The 16,283-nt window shown below is 61.4% G+C and carries 12 protein-coding genes; 9 read left to right on the forward strand and 3 right to left on the reverse strand.

From position 1 onward, the window contains the following. Positions 1–724 precede the first annotated feature (724 nt). The 8 genes from ACF8FG_RS06345 to ACF8FG_RS06380 all read left to right on the forward strand — a co-directional run bounded on the left by ACF8FG_RS06345 (position 725) and on the right by ACF8FG_RS06380 (position 12,421). The gene (locus ACF8FG_RS06345) at positions 725–2,107 is read left to right on the forward strand and encodes a polynucleotide adenylyltransferase PcnB (protein ID WP_014592396.1); all 1,383 of its coding nucleotides are present in this window, start codon (positions 725–727) and stop codon (positions 2,105–2,107) included. Beyond that, positions 2,104–2,583 (forward strand): 2-amino-4-hydroxy-6-hydroxymethyldihydropteridine diphosphokinase, encoded by a 480-nt coding sequence (gene folK, locus ACF8FG_RS06350; RefSeq protein WP_010955348.1) that lies wholly within the window; start codon positions 2,104–2,106, stop codon positions 2,581–2,583. The genes ACF8FG_RS06345 and folK overlap by 4 nt, the downstream gene beginning before the upstream one ends. Positions 2,584–2,845: 262 nt before the next feature. After that, positions 2,846–3,646, forward strand: a complete 801-nt coding sequence (panB, locus tag ACF8FG_RS06355; RefSeq protein ID WP_070384356.1) for a 3-methyl-2-oxobutanoate hydroxymethyltransferase — start codon at positions 2,846–2,848, stop codon at positions 3,644–3,646. Next, positions 3,643–4,506 (forward strand): pantoate--beta-alanine ligase, encoded by an 864-nt coding sequence (gene panC / locus ACF8FG_RS06360; protein WP_014592398.1) that lies wholly within the window; start codon positions 3,643–3,645, stop codon positions 4,504–4,506. The genes panB and panC overlap by 4 nt, the downstream gene beginning before the upstream one ends. A 208-nt stretch (positions 4,507–4,714) precedes the next feature. Further along, positions 4,715–6,379, forward strand: a complete 1,665-nt coding sequence (gene pgi, locus ACF8FG_RS06365; protein WP_014592399.1) for a glucose-6-phosphate isomerase — start codon at positions 4,715–4,717, stop codon at positions 6,377–6,379. A 180-nt stretch (positions 6,380–6,559) separates the two neighbouring features. Then, the gene (gene acs, locus ACF8FG_RS06370; protein WP_014592400.1) at positions 6,560–8,494 is read left to right on the forward strand and encodes an acetate--CoA ligase; all 1,935 of its coding nucleotides are present in this window, start codon (positions 6,560–6,562) and stop codon (positions 8,492–8,494) included. Between the two features lie 42 nt (positions 8,495–8,536). Further along, entirely contained in the window at positions 8,537–9,406 is an 870-nt protein-coding gene (locus ACF8FG_RS06375; RefSeq protein ID WP_318077633.1) for an oxygenase MpaB family protein, read from the forward strand. Positions 9,407–9,484: 78 nt separating this feature from the next. Next, positions 9,485–12,421 carry a DUF748 domain-containing protein gene (locus tag ACF8FG_RS06380; protein ID WP_070384357.1) on the forward strand — a complete coding sequence of 979 codons (2,937 nt, stop codon included), beginning with the start codon at positions 9,485–9,487 and terminating at the stop codon, positions 12,419–12,421. Between the two features lie 103 nt (positions 12,422–12,524). Here ACF8FG_RS06380 and ACF8FG_RS06385 read toward each other — a convergent pair whose 3' ends face one another. Further along, entirely contained in the window at positions 12,525–12,938 is a 414-nt protein-coding gene (locus ACF8FG_RS06385) for a VOC family protein (protein WP_010955354.1), read from the reverse strand. A 60-nt stretch (positions 12,939–12,998) separates the two neighbouring features. Between ACF8FG_RS06385 and ACF8FG_RS06390 the strand changes: the two genes are divergently transcribed. After that, complete coding sequence (locus ACF8FG_RS06390; RefSeq protein WP_014592403.1) at positions 12,999–13,301, forward strand: putative quinol monooxygenase; 303 nt, start codon at positions 12,999–13,001, stop codon at positions 13,299–13,301. A 76-nt stretch (positions 13,302–13,377) separates the two neighbouring features. Here ACF8FG_RS06390 and ACF8FG_RS06395 read toward each other — a convergent pair whose 3' ends face one another. Both ACF8FG_RS06395 and pnp read right to left on the reverse strand, forming a co-directional pair. Beyond that, a complete protein-coding gene (locus ACF8FG_RS06395; protein WP_003249976.1) occupies positions 13,378–13,728 on the reverse strand; it encodes a BON domain-containing protein in 351 nt (116 codons plus the stop codon). A gap of 261 nt (positions 13,729–13,989) precedes the next feature. Further along, positions 13,990–16,095 carry a polyribonucleotide nucleotidyltransferase gene (gene pnp / locus ACF8FG_RS06400; RefSeq protein ID WP_004575780.1) on the reverse strand — a complete coding sequence of 702 codons (2,106 nt, stop codon included), beginning with the start codon at positions 16,093–16,095 and terminating at the stop codon, positions 13,990–13,992. Positions 16,096–16,283 lie beyond the last annotated feature (188 nt).

Below are 16,283 nucleotides of genomic sequence, written 5' to 3' on the forward strand. Positions count from 1 at the left end.
CGCGGGCGGCGCTCGGTCTCACAGGCGCTGAACGTGTCACGGCGAACACCCCAGGTAACACCTTACCTCCCGTAAAAATCTGTTACCCAAGCTTTCCGCCGTAACAGTCCCCGAGGCGTACGGTAACGAAATTGCGACATTTTGGACCTGCCAAAAACTGCAGAACCCGCTCAACCCATTGATTTTATTGAGTTTTGAAAAGTTGGCACGGCACCTGCTATATGTTTGGTACAAGAACAATAACAAGCACTGCAACTCAGAATAAGAACAAGACGAAACGGCTCACGCACAATAAAAACAAGATGGCGGAGGCGCAGCTAACTGATTCTTTTGGAGAGGATGCGTGTTTGGGGCTTGCCCCACAACCAGGCAGAGAACAACAAAAACTGCACTAAAAGCAGCGCCTGAACTGGTTGGATCGACAGATCAACGTGTCATCAGCGGCCAAAGCAATCCGTTTGCTCTTTACCCCCGATTTGGGGGTCGTCCACAAGCTTCGAGATTTGTGGGCAGGGCACTCAACAAAAACAAGAAGCCCAGCAAAAAAACAATAAGAGCACGTAACGACTTCTTGGGGAGCTTAGGCTCCCCTTGTCGTTTCTACCCTTCTGGCAGGCATCCTGCTACCCGCCTACACCATTCCCCGAGTAAATGCTAGAATCCCCGCCCATCATGCGGCCATTCTCCTATTCTTGGCCGAACATTCCTTCACACAGTGCATCCCATGCTGAAGAAGCTGTTCCAGTCTTTCCGCCCGCCCGTACCGGGCCCGCACCACAGGCGCACCACGCCCGAGGTGATCAACAAGAGCCAGCACTCGCTGCAGCGCCACCAGTTCAGCCGTCATGCGGTGAACATCGTGGAGCGCTTGCAAAGCGCCGGCTACCAGGCTTACCTGGTCGGTGGCTGTGTCCGCGACCTGATGCTGGGCATCACGCCGAAGGACTTCGACGTCGCCACCAGTGCCACCCCCGAACAGGTCCGTGCCGAGTTCCGCAACGCCCGTATCATTGGTCGTCGCTTCAAATTGGTCCATGTGCATTTCGGCCGTGAGATCATTGAAGTTGCCACCTTCCGCGCCCATCACTCCGAGGACGATCAGGGCGATACCCACCGTTCGTCGCATAACGCCAGTGGCCGCATTCTGCGAGACAACGTGTACGGCACCCTGGAAGAGGACGCGCAACGCCGCGACTTCACCATCAACGCCCTGTATTACGATCCGGTCAGCGAGCGCATTCTCGATTACGCCAACGGTGTGCACGACGTGCGCAATCGCCTGCTGCGGCTGATCGGGGACCCGACCCAGCGCTACCAGGAAGACCCGGTGCGCATGCTGCGCGCGGTGCGCTTTGCCGCCAAGCTCGACTTTGGCATCGAAAAGCACACCTACCTGCCGATTCGCGGCCTGGCCCCAATGCTGCGCGAGATTCCACCCGCGCGCCTGTTCGAGGAATGCCTCAAGCTGTTCCTCAGCGGCCAAGGTGCCATCGCCTTCGAAATGCTGGTTGACCTGGAGTTGTTCGAACCGCTGTTCCCGGCCAGTGCCCACGCGCTGGACGAGCGGCCGACCTACACCCACACGCTGATCAGCCAGGCACTGAACAACACCGACCTGCGCGTGAAGCAGGGCAAGCCGGTGACGCCAGCCTTCCTGTTCGCTGCTCTGCTCTGGCCAGCTCTGCCGGCCCGTGTGCTGCACCTGCAGAACCAGGGCGTGCCGCCGATCCCGGCCATGAACGGTGCGGCCCACGACCTGATCGCCGAGCAATGCGCGCGCATTGCCATCCCCAAGCGTTTTACCCTGCCGATCCGCGAGATCTGGGACATGCAGGAGCGCCTGCCGCGCCGCAGCGGCAAGCGCGCCGACATGCTGCTGGACAACCCGCGTTTCCGCGCCGGTTACGACTTCCTGCTGCTGCGTGAGAGCGCCGGGGAAGAAACCGACGACCTGGGCCAGTGGTGGACCGATTACCAGGAGGCAAACGACAGCGAGCGCCGCGAGATGATCCGCGAGCTTGGTAGCCGCGACGAAAGCGCCGGCCCGCGCAAGCGCAAGCGCAGCAGCAGCAAACGCAAGCGCAGTGGCGACGAGGCGTTCGAGTGACCATTCGCGCCTACGTAGGTTTGGGCAGCAACCTGGACGCACCTGCCGAGCAGCTGCGTAGCGCCTTGCAGGCGCTGGACCAGGTCGAAGCCACGCGCCTGGTAGCCGCCTCGGCCCTGTACACCAGCGATTCGCTGCTGCCCGGCCAACCACGCTACACCAATGCTGTCGCCGCCCTGGACACCGCCCTGGCACCACTGGCATTGCTCGATGCGCTGCAGGCCATCGAAAACGACCAGGGCCGCGTACGCAAGGAACGCTGGGGCCCACGTACGCTGGACCTGGACATCCTGCTGTTCGGTGACCAGGTGCTCGACCAGCCACGCCTGAAAGTGCCGCATTACCACATGCATGCCCGCCCGTTCGTGCTGTACCCGTTGGCCGAACTGGTACCGGGGGATTTCCGCCTGGCCGATGGCCGCGCCCTCGCGCAACTGCTCGACGAATGCCCGTTCGTCGGCCTGGAACGCCTGTAGACCGGGCGTTCCAGCCTGCATCGCCACCTCGGTAACGCCAGTAACACCCTGATCGTAACAATGCGGTAACAGGGTGATTGACTTCCCACACCTCGCTCACGACTATAGGCGTCCCGTGTGGCACCAAAGTGCCGCATACCCGTATTTAGGCCCGGACGGACCTGTGCCCGAACATCACGCGCGATGATGTGCCGCTCCGGAAGATGACTACACGCGTTGAATGCAGTCGTTTTTTACAGCGCCTGAACGAGGAATTTCCTACATGCCTGAAGTAACTCTTACCACCCTTAACGGCCTCAAGGCCAAGGGTGAAAAAATCACCATGCTGACCTGCTACGACGCGACCTTCGCCAAGGCCGCCAGCCAGGCCGGCGTTGAAGTGTTGCTGGTGGGCGACTCGCTGGGGATGGTCCTGCAGGGCCACGACAGCACCTTGCCGGTCACCACGGCGGAGATGGCCTACCACACCGCCAGCGTCAAACGCGGCAACGACGGCGCGCTGATCCTCACCGACCTGCCGTTCATGGCCCACGCCACCCCGGAGCAGGCCTTTGCCAACAGCGCCATGCTGATGCAGGCAGGCGCCCACATGGTCAAGATCGAAGGCGCAGCCTGGCTGGCCGAAACCATCCGCTTGCTGGCCGAACGTGGTGTGCCGGTGTGCGCGCACATGGGCCTGACCCCGCAAACCGTCAACGTGCTGGGCGGCTACAAAGTGCAGGGCCGCCAGGAGGCCCAGGCCCGGCAGATGCGCGCCGACGCCATTGCCCTGGAACAGGCCGGTGCGGCCATGCTGCTGCTCGAGTGCGTACCCAGCGAACTGGCGGCGGAAATCACCAATGCCGTTGGCATCCCGGTAATCGGCATTGGCGCCGGCAGCGCCACCGATGGCCAGGTACTGGTACTGCACGACATGCTCGGCCTGTCGCTGAGCGGCCGGGTACCGAAGTTCGTGAAGAACTTCATGCAGGACCAACCGGATATCCATAGCGCCCTCGTCGCTTACGTCGAGGCGGTCAAGCAAGTCAGTTTCCCAGGCAGCGAACACGGGTTCAGTGCATGAATACAGTCAAGACCGTCCGCGAACTGCGCGCGGCAGTGGCCCGCGCGCGCGGTGAGGGCAAACGCATCGGTTTCGTACCGACCATGGGCAACCTGCACAGCGGCCATGCGGCCTTGGTGACCAAGGCTGCCCAGCGCGCCGATTTCGTGGTCGCCAGTATCTTCGTCAACCCGCTGCAGTTCGGCGCCAACGAAGACCTCGACAAATACCCTCGTACCCTGGCAGCCGACCAGGAGCGCTTGGTACAAGCCGGCTGCAACCTGCTGTTCGCGCCCACCGTGGAAGAGATGTACCCCGACGGCATGAGCGTGCAGACACGCGTCAGCGTGCCCCAGCTTTCCGAAGGCCTGTGCGGCGCCAGCCGGCCTGGGCATTTCGAGGGCGTGGCCACCGTGGTGAACAAGCTGTTCAACATGGTCCAGCCAGACCTTGCCGTGTTCGGCGAGAAGGACTATCAGCAGCTGGCGGTGATCCGCGCCATGGTGCGCGATCTGAACATGCCGATCCAGATCATCGGCGAACCCACCGTGCGTGCCGAAGATGGCTTGGCGCTGTCGTCGCGCAATGGCTACCTCACGCCAGAGCAGCGTACTGCTGCGCCAGCGCTGTACCGCACACTGCAGCACATCGCAGCGGGCATCGGCCGTGGCCAGCGGGATTTTGCCGCACTGGTCGCTGAAGGCCAGGCGCAACTGAGCGCAGCAGGTTTCCGTCCGGATTACCTGGAAGTACGCCATGCCGTAAGCTTGCGCCCGGCAGTGATCGATGATCGAGACCTGGTGGTGATTGCGGCGGCTTACCTGGGTAACACACGGTTGATCGACAACCTCTACCTGCATTTGGAAGAGAAGACTGCATAACGGTCTTGGGCTCCCTTGCAGCCCATTCGCGGGCAAGCCCGCTCCTGCACGTTTATCTGTAGGGGCGGGCTTGCTTGCAATGCCCCACCAAAATCCCCCTGCCATACCCATTCCCAGCACGTGGCCTTTGCCTATAATGGTGCCAGCCTGAACCCGGCAACGACTGCCGTGTCCAAGCCCTCACCACGCACCAAGGGAACCCCGCGCAATGGCGTATTACCGTACACCCCACGATGTGACGGCCCTGCCCGCCTGGCAGGCGCTTCAGAAACACCGCGACGCCATGCAAAGCTTCAGCATGCGCGAAGCCTTCGCCGCCGATGCCAAGCGCTTCGACCAGTTTTCCCTTAGCGCTTGCGGCCTGTTCCTCGACTACTCAAAAAACCTGATCACCGAGCAAAGCCGCGATCTGCTGGTCAACCTGGCCAATGAAGTGGGCCTGCAGGACGCCATCAAGTCGATGTTCGGTGGTGAGATCATCAACGCCTCCGAAGGCCGCCCGGTGCTTCACACCGCCTTGCGCCGGCCCGTAGGTGACAAACTCAGCGTCAACGGCGTGAACGTAATGCCGGAAGTGCACAAGGTGCTCAACCAGATTACCGAACTGGTTGGCCGCATTCACGATGGCCTGTGGCGCGGCTACAGCGAAAAACCGATCACCGACGTGGTCAACATCGGCATTGGCGGTTCGTTCCTCGGCCCCGAGCTGGTTTCCGAAGCGCTGCTACCCTACGCCCAGCGCGGCGTGCGCTGCCACTACCTGGCCAACATCGACGGCAGCGAGTTCCACGAGCTGTCGGCCAACCTGCGCGCCGAAACCACCCTGTTCATCGTCTCGTCGAAGTCGTTCAACACCCTCGAGACGCTGAAAAACGCCATGGCCGCGCGTACCTGGTACCTGGCCCAAGGCGGCTCGGAAGCCGAGCTGTACCGCCACTTCATTGCCGTATCCAGCAACAAGGCCGCTGCTGTAGCGTTCGGTATCCGCGAAGAAAACATCTTCCCGATGTGGGACTGGGTGGGCGGGCGCTACTCGCTGTGGTCGGCCATCGGCCTGCCGATCGCCCTGGCCATCGGCACTGCCAACTTCAAGGAACTGCTGTCCGGCGCCTACACCATGGACCAGCACTTCCAGACCGCACCGTTCGACAAGAACATGCCGGTGCTACTGGCCCTGCTGGGCGTGTGGTATGGCAACTTCTGGGATGCGAACAGCCACGCGATCCTGCCGTACGACCACTACCTGCGCAACATCACCAAGCACTTGCAGCAGCTGGACATGGAATCCAACGGCAAGAGCGTATTGCAAGACGGTACCCCGGTGAAGACCGACACCGGGCCGGTAATCTGGGGCGGCGTGGGCTGCAACGGCCAGCATGCCTACCACCAGTTGCTGCACCAGGGCACCCAGTTGATTCCGGCCGACTTCATCGTGCCGGTGGTGAGCTTCAACCCGGTGGCCGACCACCATCAGTGGCTGTACGCCAACTGCCTGTCGCAGAGCCAGGCGCTGATGCTGGGCAAAACCCGCGAGGAAGCCGAAGCCGAATTGCGCGCTAAAGGCCTCAACGAAGCGGACATCGAAAAGCTGGCCCCGCACAAGGTAATCCCGGGTAACCGCCCGAGCAACACGTTGGTGGTCGAGCGCATCAGCCCGCGCCGCCTGGGCGCGTTGGTGGCGATGTACGAGCACAAGGTGTTCGTACAGAGCGTTGTCTGGGGTATCAACGCCTTCGACCAGTGGGGCGTCGAGCTGGGCAAGGAACTGGGCAAGGGCGTTTACCAGCGCTTGGTCGGCAGCCTGGAAGACAGCGCCGAAGACGGCTCCACCCAAGGCCTGATCAACTACTTCCGCGGCCGTCACCGCGGTTGATCCGAAGCTTGTGCCGGCCTCTTCGCGGGTAAACCCGCTCCTACGAGGCAACGCATTACCTCGTAGCAGCGGGTTTACCCGCGAAGAGGCCGGCCCAGGTTGAACACCGCTCCCAGCTACACTGTCTTATCGAATAGCCGTTGCAGTCCATCGCCCCTTACAAGAGCAGGACCACCCGCCATGTTCGATATCCGCAAATACCCCCAGGCCCGGGCCGTCAGCCAGTCCGCCGCCCTCACCCCCGAAGACTACCGCCACCTCTACCGCCAGTCGGTCGAAGACCCAGACACCTTCTGGGCCGAACAGGCCAAACGCCTGGACTGGATCAAGCCTTGGTCAAGCGTGCAGCAATGCGACCTGCATACCGGCAAGGCCCGCTGGTTCGACGGTGCGCAACTCAACGTCAGCTACAACTGCATCGACCGTCATCTGGCCCAGCGCGGCGAGCAAACGGCCCTGCTGTGGGAAGGCGACGACCCCAAGGACTCCAAGGCCATCACCTACCGCGAACTGCACCGTCAGGTCTGCCGACTGGCCAATGCAATGAAAGCGCGCGGCGTGAAGAAAGGCGACCGGGTGTGCATCTATATGCCAATGATTCCCGAGGCCGCCTTCGCCATGCTCGCGTGCACCCGCATCGGCGCCATCCACTCGGTGGTGTTCGGCGGTTTCTCCCCCGATGCCTTGCGAGACCGTATTCTCGATGCCGACTGCCGCACCGTGATCACCGCCGATGAAGGCGTGCGTGGCGGCAAACGCATCCCGCTGAAACAGAACGTCGACAAGGCCCTGGCCAACTGCCCGGCGGTCAGCAGCGTGTTGGTGGTGCGCCGCACTGGCGGCGATGTTGCCTGGGCCCAAGGCCGCGACCTCTGGTACCACGAAGCTACGCAGGACGCCGGCGACGACTGCCCCCCTGAACCGATGGAGGCCGAAGACCCGCTGTTCATCCTCTACACCTCTGGCAGCACCGGCAAACCCAAAGGGGTATTGCATACCACCGGCGGCTACCTGCTACAGGCGGCAATGACCTTCAAGGTAGTGTTCGATTACCGTGACAGAGAAGTGTTCTGGTGCACCGCCGATGTCGGCTGGGTGACCGGCCACAGCTACATCGTCTATGGCCCGCTGGCGAATGGCGCAATCTCGCTGATGTTCGAAGGCGTACCGAACTACCCGGACACCTCGCGCTTCTGGCAAGTGGTAGACAAGCACCAGGTGAACATCTTCTACACCGCTCCGACCGCCCTGCGAGCGCTGATGCGTGAGGGCTCTGCGCCACTGCAGAGCACCTCACGCAAAAGCCTGCGCCTGCTGGGCAGCGTCGGCGAGCCGATCAACCCGGAAGCCTGGGAATGGTATTTCGAGGAGGTCGGGCAAAAGCGCTGCCCGATTGTGGATACCTGGTGGCAGACCGAAACCGGCGGCATCATGCTCACCCCACTGCCCGGCACACAGTCACTCAAACCCGGCTGCGCCACCCAGCCAATGTTCGGCGTGCAACCGGTGCTTCTGGACGAAAAAGGCAAACTGATCGAAGGCCCCGGCGCCGGCGTGCTGGCGATCAAAGCCAGCTGGCCCGGGCAGATCCGCAGCGTCTACGGCGACCATCAGCGGATGGTCGACACCTACTTCAAGCCCTTGCCCGGCTACTACTTCACTGGCGACGGTGCCCGCCGCGATGCCGATGGCGACTACTGGATCACCGGGCGCATCGACGATGTGATCAACGTGTCCGGGCACCGCATCGGCACCGCTGAAGTGGAAAGCGCACTGGTGCTGCATGACAGCGTGGCCGAAGCCGCAGTGGTCGGCTACCCCCACGACCTCAAGGGCCAAGGCGTCTACGCCTTCGTCACGACCATGAATGGCGTGACGCCAGATGACACGCTAAAGGCCGAGCTGCTGGCCCTGGTCAGCAAGGAAATCGGCAGCTTCGCCAAGCCTGAGCTGATTCAGTGGGCGCCAGCGCTACCCAAGACGCGCTCAGGCAAGATCATGCGGCGTATACTGCGCAAAATCGCCTGCAATGAGCTGGAAAACCTGGGCGATACCTCGACCCTGGCCGACCCAAGCGTGGTACAGGGCCTGATCGACAAACGCCTCAACCAGTAACCGGCGGCCAGCAATCATGGCCGCCCTGCACAGCAGGTCGCCATGGAAGCCCTTCGTCGCCGCATCGAAACCCAGGTCATGAGCCTCACCGGGCTGGCCCTCGGCCAGCTCGACCTGGAATCGCCCAAGGGCGACCCCGGCCTGTTCGGCCCGCACAGCATCAGCTGGCGGGTACATGGCGACTTCCCGAGCATGCTGGTCGGTGGCATCAGCGCGCTGATGCTGCAGTTGTTGCATCCCCTGGCCTTGGCCGGTGTGTGGGACCACTCCAATTTTCGTGAAGACCTGCTCGGCCGCTTGCGCCGCACCAGCCAGTTCATTTCCGGCACCACCTTCGGCGCCACTGGCGATGCCGAGTGGCTGATCGACAAAGTGCGCACCATTCACCTGCAGGTCACCGGCACGGCACCAGATGGCCGCCCCTATGCGGCCAGCGACCCGGATCTGTTGACCTGGGTGCATGTAGCGGAGGTCAGCCGTTTCCTCGCTGCCCACCTGCGTTACCGCAACCCACGCCTGCCACGCGCCGAGCAGGATGCCTATTACAACGAAATCGCCCTGATCGCCGAGCGCCTTGGCGCCCGTGACGTGCCGCGCTCGTGCCAGCAAGTTGAAGACTATCTGCAACACATACGCCCGCAGCTGCATTGTGATGCGCGCAGCCATGAGGTGATACGAATCCTGCTCGACGCCCCTGCTCCCAGCCGCCTGGCACAGCCGGTTGGCAAACTGATGCTGCACGCGGGTATCGACTTGCTGCCCGGCTGGGCCCAGGCACTGCTCGGCCTGCAGCACGGGCCCCTGCAGCAGCGCCTGATCCGCCTGGGCCTGCAACGCACTGCGCCGGTACTGCGCTGGGCAATGCGCGACGGCTCGGCACACCGAGCCAAACGGCGCATGGGCATTGATTGAGCGCAAAGGGTGGCCCCTGCGGAACTGATTTAACGTGCCATACTCCAAGCACTCCTGCTTAGACTGACGAAGCGACACATGTACAAAGGATTGACTCGCGCCGCTGGCGCAATCGTGGCCTTGGTAGCCCTGTATAGCCTGCTTGGCTTTCTCATTCTTCCTGGTGTCGCACTGCGCATTGCCAACCAGCAGTTGGCCCAATACGCCACCGTGCCGGCCCACCTCGAACGGATCGAACTCAACCCCTTCAGCCTCGAGTTGACGCTGTGGGGCCTGCAGATCGGCGAGCCGGGCAAGGAGCAGGTCGGCTTCGAGCGTCTTTACGCTAACGCCTCGCTCGACAGCCTGTGGACCAAAGCCCTGCATCTGGAAGCGGTGGAACTCGACAAACCGCGCAACGAAGTGCTGTTCGCCAAGGACGGTACCCTCAACCTGACCGGGTTGTTCAAACTACCGGCCAGCGAAGCCAAACCCGAAGAGCCGCCCAGCGACCCGTTCCCGCTGCGTATTGGCAGCATCAAGCTCGTCGACGGCTACCTGCACTTCGAGGACCTGCGCCCCAGCGAGCCGATCGAGTTCCTCTACGACAACATGAATCTGGAGCTGAAAAACCTCAGCACCCTGCCCAACGACAACGCCGACATGACCTTGGTGGCCAGCGGCCCCAATGGCGGACGCATCGACTGGAAGGGCACGCTGAGCCTGTCGCCGATCGCCTCCGAAGGCACACTGAAGGTCACTGACGGCAAGATGAAGCTGTTCTGGCCCTACGTGCGCGATGCCGTGCCACTGGTGCTGGAAGACGGCGTGGTAAGCCTCGATACGCACTACAAGCTCAACCTCGCCAAACAGACCGAGCTGCTGCTGGATAAGGTCTCCGTGCGCATCGCGCCATTCGCCATCAAGGCGCCGGATGGCCGACCGTTGGCACGCCTGGCCAGCCTGGAGGTTAGCGAAACCACCATTGATCTGGTCAAACAGCAGGTCACCGTGGGCAAGGTTCGCAGCGAAAAGCTCGAAACCTGGGCGGCGCTGGAAAAAGATGGCCAGCTCGACTGGCAGAAGCTGTTCGCCAGCCAACCCGCCAAGGCTACGCCGAAGGAAAAAGCCGAGCCGGCTGCCGCAGAACCTACGCCTGAAGAGAAAGCTGCCAAGGAGCCAAGCAAGCCTTGGCAAGTGCTGCTCAAGGACGTGCAGTTGCGCAACTACCTGGTGCACCTGGCAGATCGCAGCCAGAAGGAACCGGTAGCCTTGGACATTGGCCCCCTCAACGCCGACCTGCAAGGTTTCGACAGCCTCAACCAGTCGCCCTTCACCCTCAAACTCGATACCGGTGTGGGCAAGCAAGGCAAGCTGCAGGCCGCAGGCCAGGTCAACCTGGCACCGATATGGGCAAAGCTGGATGTGAGCACCCGCGACATCGACCTGCGTGTGGCCCAGGCCTACATTAGCCCGTTCATCCTGCTGGAGCTGCGCAGCGGCATGCTCTCGAGCGACCTCAAGGTCGACCTGAAGAACACCGCGCCGCTGGCCTTCAATGTGACCGGCAAGGCGCAGGTCAGCCAGTTGCACACCCTCGACACCATCAAGAGCCGCGACTTCGTCAAATGGCAGCAGGTGAACGTCGACGGCTTGTCCTACGTGCACGGCGATGCACTGTCGATCGACAAGGTGACCCTGCTGCAGCCCTATGCACGCTTCATCATCAACGAAGACCGCACCACCAATGTCAATGACCTGCTGATCCCGCAACCGGCCGACGCCCCGGCGAGCAGCCAGCCCAAGCCGACCACGGCCAGCAACAACAAGCCGCTTGGCATCCATATCGGGCAGATCGACATCAACGACGGCTCGGCCAACTTTGCCGACCTGTCGCTTACCCCCAACTTCGCCACGGCCATCCAGCAACTCAACGGCCAGATCGGCACCATCGACAACCGCAAGCCGCTGCCGGCCAAGGTCGAAGTCAAGGGTAAGGTAGACCGCTACGCACCGGTTACCATCAAGGGCGCCCTCAACCCGTTCAACCCACTGGCCAGCCTGGACATTGCCACCAGCTTCAAGCGCGTCGAACTGACCACGTTGACGCCCTACTCCGGCAAGTTCGCCGGCTTCCGCATCCGCAAAGGGCGGCTGAACCTGGACCTGCACTATCTGATCACCAACGGCCAACTCAAGGCCGAGAACAAGGTAGTAGTGGAACAACTGCAGCTGGGCGAGAAAGTCGACAGTCCGGATGCAGTCGACCTTCCGATCCGCCTGGCGGTGGCATTGCTGAAGGATACCGAGGGCAAGATCTCGATTGAGCTGCCGGTGTCTGGCGACCTCAACAACCCGCAATTCAGCGTGATGCCGATTGTTTGGCAAACCCTGCGCAACCTGGTGCTGCGCGCGGCGCAGGCGCCATTCAAATTCATTGGCGGACTGATCAGCGGCGGCAGCTCGGAAGACCTTGGCAATGTGGCGTTCGCCCCCGGCTCCAGCGAACTCAGCGGCGAGGCGCAGTCGTCCCTGGACAAGCTGGCATCCGCGCTGAAAGAGCGCCCGGAACTGCGCCTGGAAATCGAAGGCACCAGCGCCCAGGCCAGCGATGGCCCGCTGATTGCCCAACAGCGCCTTGAGCGTGAGTACCAGGCCACCTGGTACAAGATCCTGCAGCGACGGGGTGACAAGGTGCCGGCCAATGCCTCGATGCTGGTGGTGGACGACAGCGACAAGCCCGCGATGCTCGAAGGCATTTACCGCACCCGCCTGAAACAGCAGCCGCCAGCAGAATGGGAGCAACTGAGCCGTGACGAGCGTACCGCCAAGCTGCGCGCCGCGGTGATCAAGTCTTGGGCTGAGAGTACCGCCTTGCTGCGTACACTGGGCCAGGAGCGGGCCAGCAGCATCAAGGACTACCTCGTGGACAAGGGCAAGCTTGAAGATGACCGGGTGTACTTCATCGACACCAGCCTGGGGCAGCCTGAAAGCGATGGGCGGGTGATTACGCCGATGCATCTGGATGCCGAGTAATCCCCTCCGGCAGGCCTGACCTCTTTCGCAGGCACGCCCGCCCCCACAGACCTGCGCACTACCTGTGGGAGCGGGCGTGCCCGCGAAGAGGCCAGTACGGGCTTCAAACCAACCGCTGCCCCGACACCGCCGGGTGATACAACGGTTGAACCTTGTTCCCGGCCGGGTCCAGCAGGTGGAAGCTGCGTGCGCCGTCACCATGGTTGAACGGCCGGTCGAGCAAGGTCACGCCATGAGCCTTGAAGTACTGGTACCAGGCTTCCAACTCCTCCACGCTGTCGACAATGAACCCGTAGTGATCCAGGGTCTGCAACCCGTTGGCCGCCCCTGCCCCACGCCCCAATGAAAGGTTGTCGTTACCGCAGGTGAGGTACACCAGGTCCTCATTGGCACGATTCAGCACTTCCATGCCCAGCACATCGACGTAGAAGCGTTCACACTCCTCCAGGTTAGGCACCAGCAGGGCAATGTGGCGCAAGCCATTCAGGCGGCCAGGGCGTGCAGGCAATTCGGACATTGGCGAAACTCCATTTTTGTATACAATTCATTATTGAATTTAAAACAAAAGGAGAGATTTGTGTATAGCCTGTTCATCAAGACCCGAGTGAAGCCTGGATGCGCCGAAGCTTTCCTCAGTGCAATCAAGGTCAATGCTGCAGCTTCCGTGGCGAGTGAGCCAGGCTGCCTGGTGTTCGATGTGTCGCAGGACCGGGTCGATCCGGAGGTGATCTACTTGTACGAAATCTACCGCGATGATGCTGCGTATGAAGCGCATACCCAGACCGCGCATTTTCGCGACAGCCGCCCATTGGTGGAGCCTCTGATCCTTGAGCAGGAATGCTTCGAAAGCGATGTGATCGCGCGCAACCCAGTGTATTGAGCGCAAGAAAAAGCCCTGGCACGGGCCAGGGCTTTGGTGAAAGTGGCCAAATCCATTTGGCCGACGGGACATTCCTTTACTCGGCTTTCAGGCCGTCAGACATTACGCTCTTGACGCCTTTGATGTTCTTGGTGATGCGCACCGCTTCTGCTTTCTGCGATTCGGTAACCTTCACATCAGAAGACAGCGAAACAACACCTTGGCTGGTCTCGACTTTGATGTCGCTGCCTGGGATGCCTTTTTCAGTCAGCAGATCAGCTTTGACCTTGGTAGTGATCCAAGTGTCGGAGCCTTCTTGCTTGGCGTTGTCGACGGTGTTGGCCGCCAACATGACTGGAGCCTGGGTTGGCTCAGCGGCGAATGCACCGTTAGCCATGGTCAGGGTCAGAGCGGTAGCAGTAGCGGCAGCAATGGCGAACTTCTTCATGTGGGTCACTCCTGTTTTTCGAAGGGTCTGCGCCGTATGTCCTGGCGTCAGGTATGAAGGTAGTTGCATGGGCTGTGCCAGCTTAGCCTCCCATTTTATTTCCTTTTAAATCAAACAGTTAGCAAAACACAATCGCAGTTGGGGTCGTGCATTTTGCAATCTGCGCGGTAAACCTGCATGCAAGATGCAAGTCCGCAAAAGGTTCCCGTCCCCATGAAAAAAGGGCCCCGAAGGGCCCTTTCTCTATTGCGTGACGGTCGCTTAGACGCCCGAGGCCTTGGCCGCAGCGACGTCCTTGATCGACAGCTTGATACGGCCGCGGTTATCCACGTCCAGTACCAGCACTTCGACTTCCTGGCCTTCCTTGAGGATGTCGGTGACTTTCTCGACGCGAGCATCGCTCAGCATGGAGATGTGCACCAGGCCGTCCTTGCCAGGCAGGATGTTGACGAAGGCGCCGAAATCGACAATGCGCTCGACCTTGCCGACGTAGATCTTGCCGATCTCGGCCTCAGCGGTGATGCCCAGGATGCGCTGCTTGGCAGCATCTGCCGCTTCCTTGGTTTCGCCGAAGATCTTGATCGAGCCGTCGTCTTCGATGTCGATCGAAGCCTTGGTCTCTTCGCAGATGGCGCGAATGGTGGCGCCGCCTTTACCGATGACGTCGCGGATCTTGTCGGTGTCGATCTTCATCGCGATCATGGTTGGGGCGTTGGCCGACAGTTCGGTACGCGACTGGCCAATGACCTGGTTCATCTGGCCGAGGATGTTCAGGCGCGCTTCCAGGGCTTGGCCCAGGGCGATTTCCATGATCTCTTCGGTGATGCCGTTGATCTTGATGTCCATCTGCAGCGCGGTGACGCCTTTGGCGGTACCGGCTACCTTGAAGTCCATGTCGCCCAGGTGGTCTTCGTCACCCAGGATGTCAGTCAGGACTGCGAACTTGTCGCCTTCCTTGACCAGGCCCATGGCGATACCGGCAACTGGCGCCTTCATCGGCACACCAGCGTCCATCAGGGCCAGGGATGCACCGCAGACCGAAGCCATGGAGCTGGAACCGTTGGATTCGGTGATTTCCGAAACCACGCGGATGGTGTACGGGAACACGTCAGCAGCAGGCAGCATGGCCTGAACCGAACGGCGGGCCAGACGGCCGTGGCCGATTTCGCGACGGCCAGCACCGCCCATGCGGCCACACTCACCTACCGAGAACGGTGGGAAGTTGTAGTGCAGCATGAAGGGGTCTTTCTTCTCGCCTTCGAGGGTGTCCAGCAGCTGGGCATCACGGGCAGTACCCAGGGTCGCAACGACCAGGGCCTGGGTTTCGCCACGGGTGAACAGTGCCGAACCGTGAGTTTTCGGCAGCACACCCACTTCGATGTTCAGCGGGCGTACAGTCTTGGTGTCGCGGCCGTCGATACGTGGCTTGCCGTTGACGATGTTTTCGCGAACGGTGCGGTATTCGATTTCGCCGAAGATGTCTTTTACTTCGGAAGCCGAAGGCTGGCCTTCTTCACCGGAGAACTTGGCAACCGCCTGGTCACGCAGCTCGCCCAGACGCGCGTAGCGGTCGGCCTTGACGGTGATGGTGTAACCCTGCGAAACCGCTTCGCCGAACTCGGCGCGGATAGCATTGAACAGCTCGGTGTTGGCAACGGCAGGTTTCCAGTCCCAAGTCGGCTTGCCAGCTTCGGCAGCCAGCTCTTTGACAGCCTGGATAACAGCCTGGAATTCGTCGTGGGCGAAAAGTACGGCACCCAGCATCTGGTCTTCAGTCAGCTCTTGAGCTTCCGATTCAACCATCAGGACAGCGTCGGAGGTACCGGCAACGACCATGTCCAGGCTCGAGGCAGCCAGTTGCTCATAGGTCGGGTTCAGCAGGTAGCCAGTGCTTTCGTGGAAGGCAACGCGGGCAGCGCCGATCGGGCCTTCGAACGGAATACCGGAAATGGCCAGGGCAGCCGAGGTACCGATCATCGCAGCGATGTCCGGGTCGGTCTTCTTGCTGGTGGAAACCACGGTGCAGACGACCTGCACTTCGTTCATGAAGCCTTCCGGGAACAGCGGACGGATCGGACGGTCGATCAGGCGAGAGGTCAGCGTCTCTTTCTCGGAAGGACGGCCTTCACGCTTGAAGAAGCCACCTGGGATCTTGCCAGCGGCGTAGGTCTTTTCCTGGTAGTGAACCGACAGCGGGAAGAAACCCTTGCCTGGATCAGCCTGTTTGGCACCTACCACAGTCACCAGCACGGTGACGTCGTTGTCGACGGTAACCAGCACGGCGCCGGTTGCCTGACGGGCAATACGGCCCGTTTCGAGAGTGACGGTCGATTGACCGAACTGGAAAGTCTTGATTACCGGGTTCACGGTTTCCTACCTTTTTCAGTGGCTCTTGGGGGAACTGGTTTCTTGCGAATTCTTGGGCAGAACGGGGAATCGGCCCCATTGACCGTCCAGATACAACACGAGGCTGGGAGCCTGGCACCAAGCGGAAAAACCGCTCAGCATTGCCAGGCTGCCAACCTCGGAGATACGCGTGAAGTGCCCAACGGCAG

The sequence above is a fragment of the Pseudomonas sp. YQ_6 genome (genome assembly GCF_043103245.1).
In the GTDB taxonomy this organism is placed as follows: domain Bacteria; phylum Pseudomonadota; class Gammaproteobacteria; order Pseudomonadales; family Pseudomonadaceae; genus Aquipseudomonas; species Aquipseudomonas alloputida.